A 22,254-nucleotide genomic window follows, 5' to 3' on the forward strand; every position below is an offset into this window, starting at 1 on the left:
AAGTGTCAGAAATCATTTTAACTCAGTACAATGGTAAGATTCTCGGACCGATTGCGAAGGTCTTAGGATGGATTATGAATGGAATCTATTATGTGCTGAACAGTTTGTTTGGAATAGAAAATATCGGACTTTGCATCATTATCTTAACTTTGATTATTTATGCATGTCTTTTTCCATTAACCTATAAACAGCAGAAGTTTTCAAAGCTTTCACAGAAGATGAATCCGGAACTTCAGGCTATCCAGAAAAAATATAAAGACAAGAGAGACCAGGTATCCATGCAGAAGATGCAGGAAGAGACACAGATGGTTTACCAGAAATATGGTGTTTCACCGACCGGAAGCTGTATCCAGATGTTAATCCAGATGCCGATTCTGTTTGCTTTATATCGTGTATTCTTAAATGTACCGGCATATGTACCGGCTGTAAAAGAGAAGTTTTCTGCTCTTGTAACAGAGATTATGTCTGTTGACGGCTTTGCGGATAAGATGACAAGCTTTGTTGATAAAATTAAAATTGCAGGATTATCTGTTGATTTTACTGCAACGGATACAAATGTTCTTCATAATTATATTGTTGATGTTTTATATAAGATGAATACTTCCGGATGGAGTGAGTTAACAAAAGTATTTGGTAATCTTACTAATCTGGATGCAACTGAGAAATCCTTAGAGAAGTTAAACTATTTCCTTGGTCTTAACATTTCAAACAGCCCATGGAATATTATGACAACAGGCTTTAAGTCAGGAGCTTATTTACTTGCTATCGGTGCATTACTGATTCCGGTTATTTCTTTCCTGACACAGAGATTAAATATTAAATTAATGCCTACCGCTTCTACCGGTGAAAATGATGCAATGGCACAGCAGATGAAAACCATGAATCTTATGATGCCATTATTCTCATTTGTAATGTGTTTCACTGTACCGGTTGGTCTTGGTATTTACTGGATTGCAAGTGCTCTTGTTCGTAGTATCCAGCAGTGGGGTATCAACAAACGTCTTGATAAGATGGACTGGGATGCTATTATGAAAGCTAATCAGGAAAAAGCAAAAGCAAAGCGTGAAAAGAAAATGGGTCTGATTGAAAATCAGATTGCTAATGCTGCAAAGATGAGTACAAAAGCAAATGTTATTGAATCAGGTACTATGACAAAAGAAGAAAAGGAAGAAGCTTTAGAGCATGCAGCAGAGGTAAGAAGTAATGCAAAAGCAGGAAGCCTTGCTTCTAAAGCTAACAGAGTACGTGAATTCAATGAAAGAAACAATAAATAGAGGGGGTAATATACAATGGAATTTATTGAAGTTTCAGCAAAAACAGTGGATGATGCAATTACAGAGGCTTCGATTAAGCTTGGAACTACCAGTGACAAGATTGAGGTAGAAGTTATTGAGAAGGGTTCTACCGGATTTCTTGGTATCAAGAGTAAACCTGCAATCATCAAGGCACGGAAGAAGAATGATACGGTAGATAATATCCGTGAGTTTTTGGAAAATGTATTTTCTGCTATGAATATGGAAGTTACCATTGATATTAAGAAAGCAGAAGATGATAAGGTCTATGAAGTAGAATTAAGCGGTAAAGAAATGGGACTGCTGATTGGCAAGAGAGGACAGACTTTAGATTCTCTTCAGTATCTTACAAATCTTGCTGTTAATAAACATTCGGATGGATATATCAAAGTTAAGCTTGATACTGAAGATTACCGTCAGAGAAGAAAAGATACTTTGGAAAATCTTGCAAAGAATATTGCATATAAGGTTAAGAGAACAAAACGTCCGGTATCTTTAGAGCCGATGAATCCATTCGAAAGAAGAGTGATTCATTCTGCATTGCAGGGAGACAGATATGTAGAAACCCACAGCGAGGGAGAAGAACCTTTCCGTCATGTAGTTGTTACATTAAAAAAATAATTTAAAAATTTTATAAGAAAATGATTTCATAAGAGTTATAAAATGATATAATTATACCGTTTTATAACTCTTATATATTACACAGATAATATAAGAATTCTTATATTAAGGAGATTTCTATGAAAACAGAGACTATTGCAGCAATTGCTTCCGCCATGACGAATTCAGGAATTGGAATCATCCGTATTAGTGGAGAAGATGCTTTTGATGTAATTGATAAGATATACCGGCCAAAAAAAGGAAACAAGCTTTTATCACAGTGCAAGAGTCATACGATTCATTATGGCCATATTTATGATGAAGATGAAATAATAGATGAAGTAATGGTTCTTCTGATGAGGGCACCGAACAGTTATACCAGAGAAGATACGGTAGAAATTGACTGTCATGGTGGAACGCTTGTGATGCGGCGTATTTTAGAAGTAGTACTGAAAAATGGAGCAAGACCTGCAGAACCGGGAGAGTTTACAAAGCGTGCATTTTTGAATGGTCGTATTGATTTAAGCCAGGCAGAATCTGTCATGGATGTCATTTCTTCAAAGAATGATTTTGCATTGAAAAGCTCCATGCAGCAGTTAAACGGAGCTCTTACAGGGAAAATCAAAGAAATTCGTGGTAAAATCATACATGAGATTGCATTTATTGAGTCTGCTTTAGACGATCCGGAGCATATCAGTATTGATGGATATGGAGAGAATCTTCTTATTATAATAGAGAAACTGATGCAGAAGATGAATCAGATGATTGCATCTTCGGAAAATGGCAGCCTTTTAAAGGAAGGTATTAATACAGTAATCGTCGGAAAGCCAAATGCCGGAAAATCTTCTTTATTAAATGCGCTGGTAGGAAGAGAGCGGGCAATTGTAACGGATATTGCCGGAACTACCCGTGATGTATTGGAAGAGCAGATTAATTTGAACGGCATTACGCTTAATATCATGGATACCGCTGGAATCAGAAGTACTGAGGATGTGGTAGAGAAGATTGGTGTGGATAAAGCACTATTTCTTGTGGATAAAGCTGATTTTATTATCTATGTAGTGGATACTTCTACTGCATTGGATGAAAATGACGAAAAGATTATAGATGCCATCCGGGAGAAGAAAGCCATCATTTTATTGAACAAATCTGATTTAACCCAGGTAACCGGAGAAGATGAAATCAAAGAAAAATTATCCGGTGCAGATCATAAGATGATAGCTATTTCTGCAAAAGAAAATCTTGGAATTGATGTATTAGAAGAGACCATTACGGAAATGTTTTTCCATGGAACGATTTCATTTAACGATGAAGTATATATTACTAACATTAGACATAAAAACGCATTGATTCAGGCAGTAGAGAGCTTAAAGTTAGTAAAACAGAGTGTAGAAAATGGAATGCCGGAAGATTTTTATTCCATTGACCTTATGAATGCTTATGAAGAACTGGGTACTATTATCGGAGAAGCAGTAGAAGATGATCTGGTTAATGAGATTTTCAGTAAATTCTGTATGGGTAAATAATTATATTTAGATAGAAAGAAGGATAATGAAATGTCGGTAATCGAAGAGACATATGATGTATGTGTGGTTGGAGCAGGCCATGCAGGTTGTGAAGCAGCACTTGCCTGTGCCAGAATGGGACTTGAAACCATTATATTTACAGTAAGTGTAGATAGTATTGCGATGATGCCTTGTAATCCTAACATTGGTGGAAGCTCCAAGGGACATCTGGTTCGTGAAATTGATGCTCTGGGTGGACAAATGGGAATTAATATTGATAAAACATTTATCCAGTCAAAGATGTTAAATAAATCAAAAGGTCCTGCAGTACATTCTCTTCGTGCTCAGGCAGATAAGGCAGCTTATAGCATGGAAATGCGGAAAACGCTGCAGTCTACCGAACATCTTACTATAAGACAGGCGGAAGTATCTGAAATTATCACAGAAGATAATAAGATTGCCGGCATTAAAACATTTTCCGGAGCAATTTATCACAGTAAGGCTGTTGTATTGTGTACCGGAACTTATCTTCGGGCAAGATGTCTCTACGGAGATGTGATTAATTACACGGGACCGAATGGTTTGCAGCCTGCTAATCATCTTACAGATTCCTTAAAAGCCCATGGAGTAGAAATGTTCCGCTTTAAGACAGGAACTCCGGCAAGAATGGATAAAAATAGTATCGATTTCAGTAAAATGACTGAACAGACCGGTGATGAGAGAGTAGTGCCATTTTCCTTTACCACAGATCCTGAAAGTGTTCAGATAGAGCAGGCATCCTGCTGGCTTACCTATACAAATCCGAAAACTCATGAGATTATCCGTGCAAATCTCGACCGTTCACCAATCTATGCTGGTGTTATTGAAGGAACGGGTCCTAGATATTGCCCCTCCATTGAGGATAAAGTGGTAAAATTCGCCGATAAGGAAAGACATCAGGTATTTTTGGAGCCGGAAGGCTTAAATACCAATGAAATGTATGTCGGTGGAATGAGCAGTTCCCTGCCAGAGGATGTTCAATATGAAATGTATCATACGGTTCCGGGACTGGAGCATGCGAAGATTGTAAGAAATGCATATGCTATTGAGTACGACTGTATCAATCCAAACCAGTTGTTACCTACTCTGGAGTTTAAGAATATCAAGGGATTGTTCAGTGGCGGCCAGTTTAACGGAAGTTCCGGCTATGAAGAAGCTGCAGCCCAGGGTATTGTTGCCGGAATCAATGCAGCTTTATATGTAAAAGAGAAGAAGCAGCTTGTATTGCATCGTTCCGAGTCCTATATCGGAGTGTTAATCGATGATCTGGTTACAAAGGAGAATCATGAACCATATCGGATGATGACATCCCGTGCCGAGTATCGTCTGTTACTGCGTCAGGATAATGCAGACCTTCGTCTTAGTAAATATGGTTATCAGGTCGGACTCATTTCTCAGGAAAGATATGACTGGGTAGTAAAAAAAGAAAAATTAATTCAGGATGAAATAAATCGGGTAGAGTCAGTAACAATCGGTGCTAAAGAGAATGTGCAGAAACTTTTAGAGGAATATGAAAGTACTCCTTTGAATACCGGAACCCGTCTTACCGAACTGATTCGCAGACCGGAACTGGATTATGAAAAACTTGCTCCAATTGATGAAGACAGACCAGAACTTCCGGAAGAAGTACAGGAACAGGTTAATATTAATATTAAGTATGATGGATATATCAAACGTCAGATTAAACAGGTGGAGCATTTTAAAAAATTAGAGAATAAGAAAATTCCGGATGATTTCGATTATGATGCAGTAGACAGCCTTCGTATCGAAGCAAGACAGAAGTTAAAGCTTTATCGTCCGGTTTCCATTGGACAGGCTTCAAGAATTTCCGGTGTATCACCTGCAGATATTACGATGTTGTTAGTCTATATGGAACAGATAAAAAAATAGGAAGAATAATGAGAAGAATGAGGATATTTTATGGCATATGATTTTACAAAAATGAGAAATATTCTATCGGAGTGGAATTTAGAACTTACTGCAGAGAAAGAGCAGCAGTTCCTGACTTTTTATGAAATGCTGGTAGAAAAGAATAAAGTAATGAATCTTACTGCAATCACAGAATTTGAGGATGTTGTGGAGAAACATTTTTTAGACAGTATTTCTCTTTGCCAGGTGATGGACTTAAAGAAGCCGCTTACTTTATTGGATTTGGGAACCGGAGCCGGTTTTCCTGGAATCCCACTTAAGATTATGTTTCCGGAGCTTAAGATTACTCTGGCGGATTCCTTGAATAAAAGGTTATTATTCTTAAATGAAGTTATGGAAGCACTTAATCTGAAGGATATTGAAACGGTTCATGGAAGAGCAGAGGAGCTTTCTAAAAGAAAAGATTATCGGGAATCCTTTGATTTATGTGTTTCCAGAGCAGTTGCTAATTTATCCACATTAAGTGAATATTGCCTACCATTTATCCACATAAGCGGCAAATTTATCTCTTATAAGTCTGGAGAGGTGGAAGATGAGCTGAAGGATGCAAAGAAGGCAGTTTTCGTGCTGGGCGGCGAGATAGAGGATGTAATTCACTTTACACTGCCGGATAGTGACATTAAACGTTCTTTTGTGGTAATTCATAAGGTTCATGCGACACCAAAAGCATATCCACGTAAGGCTGGAACTCCATCAAAAAGCCCTTTAAAGTAAAAATTAAAATTAGATTAAACTACGGGAAACATGTTTGGTTCCTTCTTTTCTATTATAATTTTTCTCGATAGTTGAGTAAATAAAAAGGATAACAAATTTTCGTTTGTTATCCTTTAAAGATTTATACGTTGTTTTCAATGACTGGTTTTATTATTGTAAGAACATTAAAACAATATCTTTAAATTTATCTGGCGTTTCAAGCTGGGGAAGATATCTGGAATTGGAAATGTAGGTTGCTTCAATATTCTTATTTAAGTGAAGATATTTTTCTGTAATAGCTACGGCATTATTTCTTTCTCTACTGGAAATGATGTAGAGATTGTCTGCTTTTTTCACAGCATTGGTGATATCAATATTGACATAATTTCCTTTGGTGCTGGCAAGCAGATATTTTCCGGCACTGTTTCCTTTGTGTGCAGATTCAAAGTAAGTATCTTCTAATTTGGATGAAAGGAATGTTTTCTTGAAGAAATATTTACTTTCAATGTAATTGCGGATTCTTTTGTGATGCATAATCAGGTTATAGATAAAGGTACCAAGAATCGGAATCTCTAAAATAGTTTTGGCAGCCTTTGTCTCTTTCGTAGGCATTTCCTTGATGATATTGATGTCAGATGGATTAACCAGAATAATTTTTTTAAAGTTATCCGGCTCCATTGTCTGTGCCATAATGACAAAAGAAGAAGAAATACCAGTTACGACTATATTTGCCGCTTCTTTTACAATGTCGTGGATAAAATTATTAATTAACTGTACGTATAGGAAGTTGGTATAGGTAATACCTGGTTTCTCAGAACGGCCGCAGCCAAGCAGGTCGATAGTGTAGACGGTATGTTTCTTTTCCAGGCGGTGTACAATCTTACTCCATTCTTTGGCGGAAGAAGCAGGATTCAGTTCATGAATCAGAACAACCGGAGTTCCTTTACCGGAAACAGTATAGAAGACGTCACCATTTTTCCAGTGATATATATTTCCTTCTTCGGTAGTTAAAAGATTTTTTTGTCCTGCAGTATAATCTACAATTCTATTTATAATATACATGCCGGCAACAGCAGTAGTAGTGATGCCGATTACTTTTTTCAGATTCCTGTTCATCGTAATTCCTCCCTAAAGTTTATGATACTTTTATTATAAACAAAAATATGCTGCTTTACAATTAAAATCATAGAATAAGACTTTTCAGATAGAAAAAAATAGTTTACAATTATTATGTATACCACATAAGAACATATGTTCTAGGAGGGGCTATGATTAGAGAATATCTGGAGAAAATTCAGAAGGAACTGATAGATCAAAAGAGAGAGACAGAAAAGAAAATTATTTCTTTAGAAAATACAGAAAAAGAAAATATAAAATTTATTGAACTTCTGGATGAAATAAATGATCCAAATTATGAAGCGTTTACTCCAAGAACAGTGAATGCCCGTAATAAGGAAAAAATTAATGAGCTAAAAGTACAGCAGAAAAATATTATTAGAGAAAAGTCTGAATTACAGAACAAGTTATATGATGTACAACGTCGTTTGGAAGAGTGTCAATCTATTATTCAATGTGAGAGGGAAAAGGAGACAATTGCCCAGCAATATCAGGAAGAAGATAATGCAGAATATAAGATTCAGTTATTAGAAGCACAGGAAATGGAGCGACAGCGCATTGCAAGAGATTTACATGATTCTACAGTACAAGATCTTACCAGTATGCTTCATAAGATAGAACTTTCTATGCGTGTAATGGATATGGATTCGCAGCGTTGTAAAATGGAATTATCAAATGTACTTGATAATATTCGCAATGTGATAAGCAATACAAGGAAAATGATATATAACCTCAGACCAATGTCAGTAGATGATATAGGAATAGATGTAACACTGAAACATGCTATTGCAAAAATTGAGCAGGAGTGGAACCGGAAGATAGAATATATTATAATAGGAAAACCGTTTCACGTGAAACCTGTTGTTGCATTGTCTTTATTAAGAATTATGCAGGAGGCATGCACGAATGCATTGAAATACGCTGATGCAAAAGAAATATGTGTTGTATTAGAATATACTGAAAATGATATTTCACTTGTAATTGAAGATGATGGTATTGGATTTAATACAAAAAAGAAAGTTGCAAAAACAAAAAATTCCGGTTTTGGTTTATCTATTATGAAAGAAAGAGTTCATCTTTTATCAGGTGAGATTCAGATAAAAAGTGAAGAAGGAAAGGGTACTACAATAAGTATTCGTGTACCAAACTTTGTTGAGGAGGAAGAAAATGAGTAAAGTGAAAGATAAAATAGAAATAATCATAGCAGATGATCATATGATGATTCGGGAAGGCTTGAAACAATTACTGGAACTGGATGGTACGATGAAAGTAATTGCAGAGGCAAATGATGGTGAAGAATGTCTGAATTTATTAAATAAGAAGATTCATCCAGATATACTTTTATTAGATATAAATATGCCTAAGAAAAATGGCATTGAAGTATTAGAATATATAAAACAGAATAAAATTCCAGTAAAGGTATTGATATTAACAGTACATAATGAAGTCGAATATTTATTGAAAGCTGTTGATATCGGCATTGATGGATATTTATTAAAGGATTCCAGTTATGATGAATTAAAAGAAGCAATTGATGTGGTTATTTCTGGAAATACTTATATTCAGCCAAGTCTTCTTCCTGCACTAAATGAAAGTATGGAAGATTATGCTTTAGATAAAGAAAAAATAGAATGTCTGACTAAGAGAGAACTAGATGTACTTCGATTGATTTCAGAAGGATGTAGCAATAAGAAAATATCTGATGAGTTGACAATCAGTGAACGAACAGTAAAAAATCATATTTCCCATATATTTAGAAAAATAGATGTGGAAGATAGAACACAGGCTGCAGTATTCGCTATTCGAAATAAGATAAGTTAGAATAAATAGTAATTGATATACAACATAATAGAGGTATTTTGATAAAATGTTTCACGTGAAACATTAGTAAAAGAACGTCCGTGAAACATAAAATAGATACAATATTTAGTATGAATAAAAAAATTAGTCTACTATATTATGAAAGAAAATGTTTCATGTTTCACGTGAAACATTTTTTTGCTTTACAGAAAATTGCTTTCCTATAAAGCAAAAAAACTCTCTGCGAGAATGAATACTGCGGTGTATAAGGCAGATATTGCAAGCGACCAACGCAGGCACGAGAATGTGCCAAGGTACATTCTTTGTTCAAATTTATGTAAAAAACAAAAGTAAAAACAGAGAAAATAATAGAAAAAATTACTTTCATTTCTACGTGGATTTACTGGAAATGAAAGTGTTATAGTGTTATAATAAAACAAGTTCGGTACAGATAAAATAATAGAAAACTGAAATTTATGTTTCAATGATGAAAGAGACAGAAAGGAAAATAATATGGGAAGAATAATAGCAATAGCAAATCAGAAAGGCGGAGTTGGTAAAACCACAACGTCTATTAATTTGTCATCATGTCTGGCAGAAGCCGGAAAAAAAATATTGGCAATAGATTTGGATCCGCAGGGAAATACTACCAGTGGATTGGGAGTTGATAAAGATGATTTAGAAAATACTGTTTACGAATTAATGCTGGATGAATGTACAATTCGTGAAAGTATTCATAAAACAGAAATTGAAAATCTGACTTTGATTCCATCTAATGTAAACTTGTCCGGAGCAGAGATTGAACTTTTGGGAATCAATGATAAAGAGTATATTTTAAAAAATGCAGTAGATTATATCCGGGACGATTATGATTTTATTATTATTGATTGTCCGCCATCTTTGAATATGCTGACAGTAAATGCTATGACAACAGCAGATACCGTATTGGTTCCAATTCAGTGTGAGTATTATGCATTGGAAGGAATCAGCCAGTTGATTCATACCATTGACCTGGTACAGGAAAGACTGAATCCAGATTTGAAGATGGAAGGAGTTGTATTTACTATGTATGATTCCAGGACAAATCTTTCTAATGAAGTAGTAGATAATGTAAAAAATAATTTACATACAACAATTTATAAAACAATCATTCCAAGAAATGTAAGATTAGCAGAAGCACCAAGTCACGGTCTTCCAATTAATCTATACGACAGCAAGTCAGCGGGAGCAGAAAGCTACAGACTTCTTGCAAAAGAAGTAATTGACAGGGAGGATATCTAAATGGCAACAAGAAAAGGTGGATTGGGAAAAGGTTTGGATTCATTGATTGCAGATAAAGTTGGAACATCCAATGAGAAGACAGATGCAAAAAATGAAGTCATGGTAAATATCAATAAAGTAGAACCAAATAAAGAACAGCCGAGAAAGAATTTTGATGAAGATGCATTATTAGAATTATCAGAGTCTATCAAACAGTTTGGTGTCTTGCAGCCGCTTCTGGTAGTAGACCGGAAAGACTATTACGAAATCATTGCCGGTGAGCGAAGATGGAGAGCAGCAAAGATGGCAGGATTAAAGAAAGTTCCTGTAATCATCAAAGATTTAACTGAACAGGAAATCGTAGAGATTTCCCTGATTGAGAATATCCAGCGGGAAAACTTAAATCCAATTGAAGAGGCAATTGCATATAAACGCCTTTTAAATGAATTCAATCTGAAACAGGATGAAGTTGCGGAGAGAGTATCAAAGAGCAGAACTGCAGTTACTAATTCCATGCGGCTTTTAAAACTTTGTGATAAAGTACAGCAAATGGTAATTGACGATATGATCTCTACCGGGCATGCGAGAGCTTTACTTGGAATCACTGATGAAGAAAAACAGTATACACTTGCACAGAAAATCTTCGATGAGAAAATCAGTGTAAGAGATACTGAAAAACTGGTAAAGAAAATGCAGAAACAGAAGAATGCACCTGCAAAAGAGGTGAATCCGGAAAAGAAAAAACTGGATGCTGTTTACCAGGAAGCAGAAGAAAAAATGAAAACAATACTTGGAACAAAGGTTATCATTAATCAGAAGGATTCTATGAAGGGAAAAATTGAAATCGAATATTATTCCCCGGATGAATTAACAAGAATATATGAATTAATCGAAAGTATTAGAAAATAGAACATTTGTTTGTAATTAAGAGAAGAGGATAACAACATGATTTTTTCAGAATATTTAGGAATTGATTCCGATTATGTAATAGTAGGACTGGCAGCACTGGTATTGATACTTTTCATAGTTACCATTGTAAATATCGTCCAGATGAGTAAGTTAAAAAAGAAATATAAAAAGTTCATGTCCGGAAAAGATGCCAGGACGCTGGAAGATGTATTGAAAGAGCGTTTAGATGAAATAGATGATCTGGTTGCATCTAACAAGGCAAATAAGAAAAATATCGAAGATATATTTGCTACTTTACGTTTTACATTCCAGAAGCTTGGGCTTGTAAAATATGATGCCTTTAATGAGATGGGTGGAAAGCTGAGCTTTTCCCTTGCAATGTTGAATGAGCGCAATGACGGATATATCATCAATGCAATGCATAGCAGAGAAGGCTGCTATACGTATATTAAGGAAATTATTGATGGAAATTCTATTATTGCACTTTCCGAAGAAGAAAAAGAAGCTTTAGAAATGGCAATGAAATCAAAAGATGAATAAATTTAATGAATAAATTTGCAGAAAGCAGATTGTAAAAATGACAGGCATACTATATAATAGGGTATGCCTGTTTTAGGTTTTCAGATGGTATTTCAAGGAAGGAAGAACAGATTCGTGCATAGCTATTTAAGAGCAATTGGATTTCAGAACAATATGAAAAAATCTGATATAGAGAAACTCACGGATAAAATCGTTTCATCCCCGGATAGAATTGAAGTCTCAGAAGATTCCATGGGAAATGAATTTGTAGAAATGACGAAAGAGATTGCACCGGGAGCTGGAATCCGTGTTTGCGGAGAATATGCAGAAGATGGAACCTTTCATACTGAATACTATTACCCGTATGTAGAGGGTGACGGAATCACGACCCAGGAGCAGATAGAGATAGAGAAGCATTCCGAAAAAGAATCTTATGCCGGTGTCTGTGACGAAATGAAGCTGGGCGTTACATTGATTTTCTATTTACAGAATGTTGCAGAATATTTATCCGAGCATCACAGAAATCCGAAGATGCGTCCAATGTCCGCTACATTAAGTGCATTGTCATTAAATGGAAAAATCATTATGCCAATCAGCAAAAATGAAAAGCAGATCCAGAATACAAAGAAAAACAGTCAGGACCGTAATTACCTCATTGCAGCTGCAAGAGAGGGAGACGAGGATGCCATTGAAAATCTTACACTGGAAGATATTGATACTTATTCCATGTTGTCAAGACGGATAGCTAACGAGGATATCTTAAGTATTGTAGATTCTTATTTTATGCCATACGGAATCGAAAGTGACCAGTATTCCATTTTAGGTGAAATTGTAGATTACAGGATGGAGAATAATAAGATGACAGGTGATAAAATCTGTTTGCTTACACTGGACTGTAACGATTTGATATATGATGTCTGCATCAATGAAAAAGACCTTCTGGGGGAACCTGCAATTGGCAGAAGATTTAAGGGAGTCATCTGGATGCAGGGAAAAGTAAATTATTAGGTAATATTAGTTCTCATAGTTAAATGGATATAACAAGTGCCTCCTAAGGTTCAATCATGGTTGAGACTTATGGAAGTTGGAAAGTGATAAGTCAGAGTTCGATTTCAACAGGGATTGACCTGAATGTCAAAATAAGATACAATGGAAATTCATCACAAGAGTGATTGAATTCATAGATATGGCAGCCGGAGCCAAAAGAGCTGAGAAGCCCGAAAATACGGCATTTGTCTCCTTAGTTAAATGGATATAACGGGGTCCTCCTAAGAGAAAGCCGAGGCATTCCCCAAAGGGAAAAAATGAAAAACAACTTTCAGTTCGAATCTATTCTGAAAAATGCTAATGGTGACAACAAAGCATTCCCCAAATTGGGGAACGTTCTAATGTTACCAAATCAAAAAAATCTGTAGATTGACAACTCGAAAAAGAGTTGATAATCTTATATATGGCCGAAGGGAAAAATCCTAGAAACCCAGTAAAATCAAGGGTTTGTGGCATGTGTCGTCATAGCTCAGCTGGATAGAGCACTCGCCTCCTAAGCGAGGGGTCGGAGGTTCAAATCCTCTTGGCGACGGGCTTCAAAGCGTTCGAAAATGTTAGCTGGATTAGCTGACAACGAACGCTTTTGTTATTTTCTAATCACGTTCGTGACATGATTTTCCATTCAAAATGATCAATTTCCAGCTAACGCAATCTGATTTTTGTTAGCTGACAGCTAATCAAAATTACCGGTTTGCAAACATGGGTTTTAGGAAGTTCAGCTAACATTTGGGTTCCGCTCTGTTGTCACCCCTTATTCGGGGATGTAAATCAGAGAAAAGGCGGGAAAAGAAACAATCTCTCCCAAACCTGCAAACATGAATTAGCTGAAACAGTATTCAATTCTATTAGCTACAGCTAATGGTCAAACAGCAATGTCTGTTTGGAACTTTACTATCTATAAAAGTTCCAGGCAGGCATTTTTTATTTCCTGAATCCTGGAGGAAAGGAGTCAAGATGACTGAACCAAACAGACAATCAGAAGAAAACGAAGAAAGAATCATAGAAATTGAGATTGAGCGTCTTCGACCGTTCAAAGAGCATCCGTTTCAGGTGAAGGATGATAAGGAAATGTTTCTTCTGCAGGAAAGCATTGAAAAGTATGGAATATTAAATCCGCTGATCGTCAGACCGGTACCGGATGGATACTATGAGATCATATCCGGCCACAGAAGAAAACATGCTGCGGAGAAACTGGGATACCGTAAAGTACCGGTAATCATCCGGGTATTAAGTGAAGATGATTCCATCTTGAGCATGGTAGATTCCAATCTTCACAGAGAACGGATCAGCTACAGTGAAAAAGCTTTTGCTTACAAACTGAAGAATGACGTATTAAAAAGAAAAAGTGGTCGAAAAAAGAGCCAAGTTGACCACAAAACACCAAGAAAGCGGGCAATAGAAATCATCAGTGAAGATTGTGGTGATAGCCCAAAACAAGTGCAGCGTTATATCTCACTGACAAAACTGATACCGGAAATGTTGCAGAAACTGGATGATGAGATCATTTCTTTTTGTCCGGCTGTAGAGATAGCTGCATTAAGTGAAAAAGAACAAAGAGAACTGCTTGTAGCAATGGAGTATGCACAGGCAATCCCATCACTCTCACAGGCCCAGAGGATCCGGCAACTGAGTAAAGAAAAACAGTTGTCACTGGAAAAGATGGAAGAGATCATGTGTGAAGTGAAAAAGGGTGAGATCACAAGAGTGGCATTCACAAACGAGCAGTTGCACAAGTATTTTCCAAATTCTTATACACCGGCAATGATGAAACGGGAAATACTGGCACTGTTGAAATTATGGAAAAAAGAATCATGGGATAGTTAAAGGAGGAAGAAATCATGTGTAAAGTTATATCCGTAGTAAACCAGAAAGGTGGCGTCGGAAAGACCACCACAACCGTAAATGTAGGCATTGGACTGGCAAGAGAAGGTAAGAAAGTGTTGCTGATCGACGCGGATCCACAGGGAAGTTTAACCGCAAGTCTTGGATATGAGGAACCGGATGATCTTCGCATCACACTGGCAACGATTATGATGGATGTCATTAACGAAGAAGAAATCTCTCTGGAAGATGGTATCTTACATCACCAGGAAAATGTAGATCTACTTCCGGCAAATATTGAGCTTTCTGCCCTGGAAGTAACGATGGGAAATGTTATGAGCAGAGAAATGATCATGAAGGAATATATCGATGCGATAAGAGGCCGATACGATTATATCCTGATCGACTGTATGCCAAGTCTTGGTATGATGACAATCAATGCACTGGTCTCTTCCGATTCCGTGCTGATACCTGTACAGGCCGCATATCTGCCGGTGAAAGGACTTCAGCAGCTGATCAAGACCATTCTTACAGTAAAGAAAAGGCTGAACCGGAAACTGGCGATTGAGGGCATTCTGTTGACTATGGTTGATTTCAGAACCAATTACGCAAGGGACATTGCATCGAGAGTACATACAACATACGGAAGCCAGATAGAAGTATTTGAAAATGTGATTCCGATGTCTGTAAAAGCAGCTGAGACCAGTGCAGAGGGAAAAAGCATCTACATGCACTGCCCGAAAGGAAAAGTTGCCGAAGCATATAAGAACTTAACACAGGAGGTTTTGAAAAATGAAAAATAGAAGTGGCGAAAAGATTAAACTGGCAAGCATTGATGAACTGCTTGGTGTGGTAAATGAAGAATCTGCAATGGAGATAGAGATTAGTAAGATCCATCCGTTTAAAAATCATCCGTTCAAGGTGCTGGATGATGAAAAGATGCAGGATCTGGTTGAAAGTGTAAGGATCAATGGAGTACTGACACCGGTACTGCTTCGAATGGATGATAATGAAGAATATGAAATGGTATCCGGTCACAGAAGAATGCATGCAGCACAGCTTGCAGGACTTACAACTATTCCGGCAATCGTAAGAGAATTATCGGATGATGATGCCATTGTGGCTATGGTGGATGCTAACATTCAGCGAGAGGAATTGTTGCCGAGTGAGAAAGCATTTGCTTATAAGATGAAACTAGAGGCAATGAAAAGACAGGGAGTTAGAACAGATTTAACTTTGTCTCAAAATGAGACGAAGTTGAGATCTGATGAAGTCTTGAGCAAGCAAGTTGGGGAAAGTAGAGCTCAGGTTCAAAGATTTGTACGATTAACAGAACTTATTCCGGAACTTCTTGATCTGGTAGATAACAAGAAGCTTCAGTTTACGGTTGCTGTCAATATCTCCTACATCGATAAGGAAGTACAGGGATGGATCTACGAATATATCAGCGACACCGGATTCATCAAACCAAAACAGATTGCAGCACTCAGAAATCAGCTGAATGATGGACCAATCAATCAGATTCAGATGTTATCGATTTTCAATAACTGTGTGATGGCAAAGAAAGTATCCCGGTCTCTTACTTTCTCAGAAAAGAAACTGACAAAGTATTTTCCGGATGATTATACAGCCAAAGATATGGAACAGGTAATTGAATCATTATTAGAAAAATGGATGCAGGAACAGTCCTGTTAAGGATAGAAAAAGCTAAGAAAACAAAGTCAAAGAAGTTTAAAAAGAGGACTTCTTAGCAGAAAACGAAAGGAGGAAATTATGGAGAAAAAAATGACATTTAATTATTTTTACGGTACCGAAGCTGATCAGTTCAGCTTCTACCGCATACCAAAAGCATTATTTACAGACAGCTATTTTAAAGATTTATCAAGCGATGCTAAAATTTTATATGGACTGATGTTGGATCGAATGTCTCTTTCCATCAAAAATCAGTGGTTTGACGACAAAAACAGAGCATATATCTACTTTTCCATCGAAGATATCATGGAATTACTGAACTGTGGCAGAAATAAAGCCATCAAATCCATGAGAGAGCTGGATGACGAAACAGGAATTGGTCTGATTGAGAAACGCAGGCAGGGATTTGGAAAGGTGAATGTTATCTACGTAAAAACCTTTATGCCTGAGAAAACAGATGAGAAAAAATTTGGAGAGGAATTAGAGAAGTTTAAAAAACAAACTTCTGTGGAAAATGAAGAGCCTGCAGAAGTTTACAATTTAAACTTCATGAAGTCCCAAAATCAAACTTCTAGAAGTCCCGAAAACAAACTTCAAGAAGTTTACATTTCAAACCCTAATAATACTAATCTTAGTGATACTGAAATGAATGATAATAAATCTAATCCTATCATATCTGTGGATGAGAAAAGATTTGATAGCGATAACCGCTCTGAGGATTATCAGGCTTATGAAAACCTTGTCAAAGAGACCATTGATTATGAATCACTGGAAGTAACCCATCATGACGATATGCGACAGGTAGATGAAATCGTGAACCTGATCGTAGAAACTGTGATGTGTAAAAATGACAAGATATTGATTGCCAGCAACTGGTATCCGGCATCACTGGTGAAGAAAAAATTTCTGATGCTGACCTATTCACATATCGAGTATGTCTTACACTGTATGCGTGGTAACACCACCAAAGTGAAGAACATCAAGAAATATTTATTAGCATCCCTGTTTAATGCACCGTCTACGATGAACGGGTATTATCAGGCAGAGGTGAACCATGATATGCCAGGACTGGTAAGATAGGAGGTGCACATGTTTATTTTAAAACTTGCTGGGAAAATATTATTACTGCCGGTATGGCTGATCCTTTTTGTGATCGGACTGGCAGTAAAGATGACAGTACAGACTTATGCGGTTGTCAGAGGGATCCTTGGGTTTATATTCACTTTGTTGATTATAGCGACTGCATACTGTTACCATGACTGGGTACAGGTTGCATTTCTGTTTTCGCTGAGTGTAATTCTGTATCTGATCCTTTTTGCAGGAGTGTTCGTAGATACTGTACTGGACATGACAAGAGAACGCATTATTGATTTTATTATATCGTGAGGAGGATATGAAAATGAGCGAAAACAATGATTATATTCAGTTACCACCACTTAAAAAAGACACACCGTCCGATGTGGTAGCATTTATGTGGGAGTACATAAAAGTACCGGAGGATTCAAGAGAAAAAGTTAAGAATCTGCTTAAAGATGCAAATGAAAATGGCGTAAAATTAAGTCATCAGGCACCAACACTGTATGATGTTGTCCCAAAAGAAGAAATTACTGAATTTGAAGAGCTTATGCGCAAAACCATAGCTGACATTGTATCAGAAGCCAGTAGCATTGCCTGTTGGGTGTATGTGCAGAAATATGTGAAACAGAAAACTCTTGACGAAATGCTACAAGAATTGCCAGGAGCAGGCCAGTTTATCATTGTCATGGATACCTGGTTCGAAAGACTGATGGCGGAATAATGGATGCTATGATAGAATAAAGAAAACGATTTGAAGTGCAAATCGGAATTTGTAGATGCAAGATAACCAAGAGTATTTAATTGACAAGCTATGAATCATTTGCTATCATTGAACGGTATATTAATAAGACAGTTCGTTTGTACCATCCTGTCTCTAAATAAAACCAGGGCTATTATTTTTATAATTTATAATTGGAATTTTTTAGAAAAATAATCTATTAAGGCACGGGTACAGATGGATCCGTGTTTTTTTATGCAATATTAGCAAATGGAGAAAAGGTTTATGTATATTTTAAAAACGGAGGCAAGTTTTGACTCAGCACATTTTCTTGCAGGATACGATGGAAAATGCAGCAATCTTCATGGACATAGATGGAAGATTATTCTTGAAGTTCAAGCTGAGGAACTAAAGGACGACATTCAGCATAAGGGGATGTACGTGGATTTTGGAGAATTGAAAAAAGATTTAAGAGACCTTGCAGACTCAATGGATCACGCATTAATTATAGAAAAGAATTCATTGAAGGAAACTACACTTGAAGCTTTAAAAAGCGAGAATTTCAGAATTATTGAACTTGATTTTCGTCCAACAGCGGAGAATATGGCAAAGTATTTTTATGAAAAAATAAAAAAACTTGGATATAACATGAAAGCTGTAACGGTATATGAAACTCCTGTCAATAGTGCAACTTATATGGAATAATTATAAATAATTTTCTAATCTGAAAGGAGTTGTATATGAGTAAATATGAAGTGGTTGAAAAATTTGTAAGTATCAATGGTGAAGGAACTAAAGCCGGACAACTTGCGGTTTTTATACGTTTTAAAGGCTGTAATCTTAAGTGTAAATATTGCGATACCAAATGGGCCAATGAGCAAGATACACTTTATCAACCCATGACGGAAGAAGAAATACTTGATTATGTTTTATCAACGGGAGTGAAAAATGTCACTCTTACCGGTGGTGAACCATTATTAAGAGACGATATTGAAAAAGTTATAACAGCTCTTGCAGAAAACAATCTGAATGTAGAAATAGAGACTAACGGTAGCATTTTTCTTGACAAAATCCGTAAGCTTCATAAAGAAAATGTAACTTTTACAATGGATTATAAGCTTTCCTGTAGTGGAATGGAACAGTCCATGAATCTAGGAAATTTTGATATTTTAAATAGCAATGATACTGTCAAATTTGTAGTAGGAAGCCGAGAGGATCTTATAAAGACAAAGCAGATTATGGAAAAATATAATCTGTATGGAAAATGTAATCTTTATATAAGTCCGGTATTTGGAATGATAGAACCAGAGGAAATAGTTGATTTTATGAAAGAGAATGTAATGAATGATGTTAATATGCAGATTCAGTTACATAAAATAATATGGTCACCAGATAAAAAAGGAGTCTAACATGGAAAAGCATAAGAAAATAGATACTAAAGCAATCGAATATCATATAGCTGGTATTCTTAAAGCTCTGGGTGATAACCCTGAACGAGAGGGATTAATAGACACACCTAAAAGAGTTGCAAAAATGTACGAAGAAGTTTTTGAGGGAATGAATTATACAAATGAAGAAATTGCAGATATGTTTAACAAAACATTTGCACTTGATAGACTGGAAGAAGAGTTCGAAAACGTGGAATGTAAAAGTCAAAATGGAAATTCTGATATGGTAGTGGTAAAAGACATAGATATTTTCAGTTATTGTGAGCATCATCTTGCACTTATGTATGATATGAAGGTAACGGTTGCCTATATTCCAAAGGGAAGAGTGATAGGTCTTAGTAAGATAGCAAGAATAGCAGATATGGTATCGAAAAGATTACAACTTCAGGAAAGAATAGGAAGTGATATTGCAGATATTATGCAGATGGTTACAGGAGCAGAAGATATAGCAGTACTTATTGAAGGATGTCACAGCTGCATGACTGCAAGAGGAATTAAAAAAACTAACACAAAAACATATACACAAACATTAAGAGGGAGATTTAACAATGAAAGCAATGGTTTTGTTCAGTGGTGGAATAGATAGTACAACATGCCTTGGTATGGCAGTAGAAAAATATGGTCCAGAAAATGTTATTGCATTATCAATAGCATATGGTCAGAAACATACAAAAGAGATAGAAGCATCAGATAAAATTGTAAAATACTATAATGTAGAACATATTTATCTTGACCTTGCAAAAATTTTTCAATATAGCGATTGTTCCCTATTATCACATTCTGATAAGGAAATACCTAAAGAATCATATAATGACCAGATTAAGAGTACAAATGGTTCACCTGTTTCAACATATGTTCCATTTAGAAATGGATTATTCTTATCAAGTGCTGCCAGTATAGCACTTTCAAAAGGCTGCAGTGAGATATATTATGGAGCACATGCAGATGATGCAGCTGGAAGTGCATATCCTGATTGTAGCAGCGATTTTAATAATGCAATAAATGAAGCGATATATCTTGGAAGTGGAAAACAGATTAAGGTTGTAGCACCATTTATCAATGCAACTAAAGATCAGGTTGTTAAAAAGGGACTTGAGATAAATGTGCCATATAAATACACATGGAGTTGTTATGAAGGTGGAGAAAAACCTTGTGGCAAATGTGGAACATGTATAGACAGAGCTAAAGCGTTTGAGTTAAACGGAATTAAAGATCCGGCAATGGAATAAAAAGGAGAAGAATTATGACAGGAAGAAGCAAAGAAGAGACAGCAGACATAACATTATTAGGTAATCAGAAAACACAGTATCCATGCGATTATGCACCGGAGATGTTAGAGACTTTTGAGAATAAACATCAGGGAAATGATTATTTTGTAAAATTTAATTGCCCTGAATTTACAAGTTTGTGTCCCATAACAGGTCAACCGGATTTTGCCACTGTTACAATATCATATGTACCCAACATTAAAATGGTGGAAAGTAAATCATTAAAACTATACTTATTTAGTTTCAGAAATCACGGTGATTTTCATGAAGATTGTATGAACATAATTATGAAAGATTTGATAAAACTTATGGATCCAAAATACATTGAGGTATGGGGAAAATTTACTCCGAGAGGTGGAATATCAATAGACCCTTACTGTAATTATGGAAAGCCTGGAACAAAATGGGAAGAAATCGCATTTAATAGAATGGCAAATCATGATATGTATCCGGAAAAGGTTGATAATAGATAAGAATAATAGGGAAAATAGTGATATAATGAACCTATCAAAATAAAAATTGAGATAGGAGGATTACATAATGGAACAGGTAGTAAAATTTTAAAAGGAAGCAGAAACATATTATTTGGCAACAGTAGAAGGAGATCAGCCAAGAGTTAGACCTTTTGGAACAGCCCATATTTTTGAAGGTAAATTGTATATTCAGACAGGTAAAACCAAGGATGTTTCAAAGCAGATTCACGCAAACCCAAAGGTAGAAATCTGTGCATTTAAGGATGGAGAGTGGCTCCGTGTGGCTGGAGAACTTGTAGAAGATGACAGAAGAGAAGCAAGACAGTCTATGCTTGATGCATACCCATCTTTACAGAATATGTACTCAGCAGATGATGGTAATACAGAAGTATTCTATTTCAAAAATGCCACAGCTACATTTAGTTCATTTACACATGAACCACAGGAAGTTAAATTCTAATAACAAAGGATTAGTGCTGGAGGTATTATTGTGAAACTTAAGTTAGTAAAAGCAACAAATAAATATCGTAATCAAATTGTAGATATGTTAGATGAGTGGAATAATTCTGGTGAAGAAATTATTCCATATGTAATTGGTCGTTTAGATTACAGTGATTTTGATTACTATTGTAACAATCTGGAAGTAAGAGACACAAGTGAGGGATTAGTTCCTGATTCTACATTTTTTTGCTTAGATGAAGAACGAAACATTGTTGTAGGTGCTGTAAACATTAGACATTATTTAAACGAAGCATTGTTATTAAATGGTGGACACATAGGAGATGGTGTTCGCCCATCAGAGAGAAGAAAAGGGATTGCAACAAAAATGATATCGTTGGCTTTGAAAGAATGTAGAAAGCTAGGAATAAATAAAGTTCTGATGGTTTGTGATAAAGGAAATATTGGTTCGGCTAAAAGCATTGAAAACAATGGAGGAATACTAGAAAACGAAGTCGTGGTTGATGGTGTTGTGGAACAAAGATACTGGATTGATTTGGATAAGGTTCGAAGTGTAGAATGATTGACAAAGAGAATGGAATCTGTAGGA

At 36.1% G+C, this 22,254-nt stretch carries 24 protein-coding genes, 1 tRNA gene and 1 pseudogene; 25 read left to right on the forward strand and 1 reads right to left on the reverse strand.

Annotated elements, in window-relative coordinates; all coding sequences use genetic code 11:
- Positions 1 to 2: 2 nt before the first annotated feature.
- The 5 genes from DXB43_RS14000 to rsmG all read left to right on the forward strand — a co-directional run bounded on the left by DXB43_RS14000 (position 3) and on the right by rsmG (position 6,079).
- Positions 3 to 1,274 carry a YidC/Oxa1 family membrane protein insertase gene (locus DXB43_RS14000; RefSeq protein WP_199535099.1) on the forward strand — a complete coding sequence of 424 codons (1,272 nt, stop codon included), beginning with the start codon at positions 3 to 5 and terminating at the stop codon, positions 1,272 to 1,274.
- A 15-nt stretch (positions 1,275 to 1,289) separates the two neighbouring features.
- A complete protein-coding gene (gene jag, locus DXB43_RS14005) occupies positions 1,290 to 1,913 on the forward strand; it encodes an RNA-binding cell elongation regulator Jag/EloR (protein WP_022242299.1) in 624 nt (207 codons plus the stop codon).
- Between the two features lie 119 nt (positions 1,914 to 2,032).
- On the forward strand, positions 2,033 to 3,418 hold the full coding sequence (gene mnmE, locus DXB43_RS14010) for a tRNA uridine-5-carboxymethylaminomethyl(34) synthesis GTPase MnmE (protein WP_117947863.1): 1,386 nt from the start codon (positions 2,033 to 2,035) through the stop codon (positions 3,416 to 3,418).
- 30 nt (positions 3,419 to 3,448) lie between these two features.
- A complete protein-coding gene (gene mnmG, locus DXB43_RS14015; RefSeq protein ID WP_117947864.1) occupies positions 3,449 to 5,326 on the forward strand; it encodes a tRNA uridine-5-carboxymethylaminomethyl(34) synthesis enzyme MnmG in 1,878 nt (625 codons plus the stop codon).
- Positions 5,327 to 5,356: 30 nt separating this feature from the next.
- Complete coding sequence (gene rsmG / locus DXB43_RS14020; RefSeq protein ID WP_117947865.1) at positions 5,357 to 6,079, forward strand: 16S rRNA (guanine(527)-N(7))-methyltransferase RsmG; 723 nt, start codon at positions 5,357 to 5,359, stop codon at positions 6,077 to 6,079.
- Positions 6,080 to 6,229: 150 nt separating this feature from the next.
- Here rsmG and DXB43_RS14025 read toward each other — a convergent pair whose 3' ends face one another.
- Entirely contained in the window at positions 6,230 to 7,174 is a 945-nt protein-coding gene (locus DXB43_RS14025) for an alpha/beta fold hydrolase (protein ID WP_117947866.1), read from the reverse strand.
- Positions 7,175 to 7,326: 152 nt separating this feature from the next.
- On the opposite strand from DXB43_RS14025, the gene DXB43_RS14030 reads away from it, so the two are divergent.
- The 20 genes and pseudogenes from DXB43_RS14030 (at position 7,327) to DXB43_RS14130 (ending at position 22,227) form a co-directional block, all read left to right on the forward strand.
- A complete protein-coding gene (locus DXB43_RS14030; protein WP_117947867.1) occupies positions 7,327 to 8,349 on the forward strand; it encodes a sensor histidine kinase in 1,023 nt (340 codons plus the stop codon).
- A complete protein-coding gene (locus DXB43_RS14035; protein WP_117842298.1) occupies positions 8,342 to 8,995 on the forward strand; it encodes a response regulator in 654 nt (217 codons plus the stop codon). Before DXB43_RS14030 ends, DXB43_RS14035 begins: the two co-directional genes overlap by 8 nt.
- A gap of 492 nt (positions 8,996 to 9,487) precedes the next feature.
- Entirely contained in the window at positions 9,488 to 10,255 is a 768-nt protein-coding gene (locus DXB43_RS14040) for a ParA family protein (RefSeq protein ID WP_117842299.1), read from the forward strand.
- Positions 10,256 to 11,143 (forward strand): ParB/RepB/Spo0J family partition protein, encoded by an 888-nt coding sequence (locus DXB43_RS14045; protein WP_117947868.1) that lies wholly within the window; start codon positions 10,256 to 10,258, stop codon positions 11,141 to 11,143.
- Positions 11,144 to 11,182: 39 nt separating this feature from the next.
- A complete protein-coding gene (locus DXB43_RS14050) occupies positions 11,183 to 11,683 on the forward strand; it encodes a DUF4446 family protein (RefSeq protein WP_117699147.1) in 501 nt (166 codons plus the stop codon).
- Between the two features lie 114 nt (positions 11,684 to 11,797).
- A complete protein-coding gene (locus DXB43_RS14055) occupies positions 11,798 to 12,670 on the forward strand; it encodes a DUF3881 family protein (RefSeq protein WP_022242309.1) in 873 nt (290 codons plus the stop codon).
- Between the two features lie 497 nt (positions 12,671 to 13,167).
- Positions 13,168 to 13,241, forward strand: a tRNA-Arg gene (locus DXB43_RS14060).
- Between the two features lie 326 nt (positions 13,242 to 13,567).
- Entirely contained in the window at positions 13,568 to 14,533 is a 966-nt protein-coding gene (locus DXB43_RS14070) for a ParB/RepB/Spo0J family partition protein (RefSeq protein ID WP_005334872.1), read from the forward strand.
- 14 nt (positions 14,534 to 14,547) lie between these two features.
- Positions 14,548 to 15,333 (forward strand): ParA family protein, encoded by a 786-nt coding sequence (locus DXB43_RS14075; RefSeq protein WP_005334870.1) that lies wholly within the window; start codon positions 14,548 to 14,550, stop codon positions 15,331 to 15,333.
- On the forward strand, positions 15,323 to 16,225 hold the full coding sequence (locus DXB43_RS14080; protein WP_005334867.1) for a ParB/RepB/Spo0J family partition protein: 903 nt from the start codon (positions 15,323 to 15,325) through the stop codon (positions 16,223 to 16,225). Before DXB43_RS14075 ends, DXB43_RS14080 begins: the two co-directional genes overlap by 11 nt.
- A gap of 78 nt (positions 16,226 to 16,303) precedes the next feature.
- Entirely contained in the window at positions 16,304 to 17,302 is a 999-nt protein-coding gene (locus tag DXB43_RS14085) for a DUF6017 domain-containing protein (RefSeq protein WP_117947869.1), read from the forward strand.
- Between the two features lie 9 nt (positions 17,303 to 17,311).
- A complete protein-coding gene (locus tag DXB43_RS14090; RefSeq protein ID WP_005334864.1) occupies positions 17,312 to 17,608 on the forward strand; it encodes a hypothetical protein in 297 nt (98 codons plus the stop codon).
- Between the two features lie 7 nt (positions 17,609 to 17,615).
- Positions 17,616 to 18,020, forward strand: a complete 405-nt coding sequence (locus DXB43_RS14095) for a hypothetical protein (protein ID WP_005334861.1) — start codon at positions 17,616 to 17,618, stop codon at positions 18,018 to 18,020.
- 282 nt (positions 18,021 to 18,302) lie between these two features.
- Positions 18,303 to 18,722, forward strand: coding sequence for a 6-carboxytetrahydropterin synthase QueD (queD, locus tag DXB43_RS14100; RefSeq protein WP_117529282.1), 420 nt, complete (start codon positions 18,303 to 18,305; stop codon positions 18,720 to 18,722).
- A 35-nt stretch (positions 18,723 to 18,757) separates the two neighbouring features.
- The gene (gene queE, locus DXB43_RS14105; protein ID WP_117836026.1) at positions 18,758 to 19,426 is read left to right on the forward strand and encodes a putative 7-carboxy-7-deazaguanine synthase QueE; all 669 of its coding nucleotides are present in this window, start codon (positions 18,758 to 18,760) and stop codon (positions 19,424 to 19,426) included.
- A gap of 1 nt (position 19,427) precedes the next feature.
- Positions 19,428 to 20,051 (forward strand): GTP cyclohydrolase I, encoded by a 624-nt coding sequence (gene folE / locus DXB43_RS14110; protein ID WP_117836027.1) that lies wholly within the window; start codon positions 19,428 to 19,430, stop codon positions 20,049 to 20,051.
- The gene (gene queC, locus DXB43_RS14115; protein WP_117528508.1) at positions 20,014 to 20,694 is read left to right on the forward strand and encodes a 7-cyano-7-deazaguanine synthase QueC; all 681 of its coding nucleotides are present in this window, start codon (positions 20,014 to 20,016) and stop codon (positions 20,692 to 20,694) included. Before folE ends, queC begins: the two co-directional genes overlap by 38 nt.
- Before the next feature lie 14 nt (positions 20,695 to 20,708).
- Complete coding sequence (gene queF / locus DXB43_RS14120; protein ID WP_055214233.1) at positions 20,709 to 21,206, forward strand: preQ(1) synthase; 498 nt, start codon at positions 20,709 to 20,711, stop codon at positions 21,204 to 21,206.
- A gap of 67 nt (positions 21,207 to 21,273) precedes the next feature.
- A pseudogene (locus DXB43_RS14125) lies at positions 21,274 to 21,666 on the forward strand (pyridoxamine 5'-phosphate oxidase family protein).
- 30 nt (positions 21,667 to 21,696) lie between these two features.
- A complete protein-coding gene (locus DXB43_RS14130; protein WP_117528507.1) occupies positions 21,697 to 22,227 on the forward strand; it encodes a GNAT family N-acetyltransferase in 531 nt (176 codons plus the stop codon).
- Positions 22,228 to 22,254: the final 27 nt, after the last annotated feature.

This window comes from Roseburia sp. OM04-10BH, from assembly GCF_003462605.1.
In the GTDB taxonomy this organism is placed as follows: Bacteria; Bacillota; Clostridia; order Lachnospirales; family Lachnospiraceae; genus Roseburia_C; species Roseburia_C amylophila.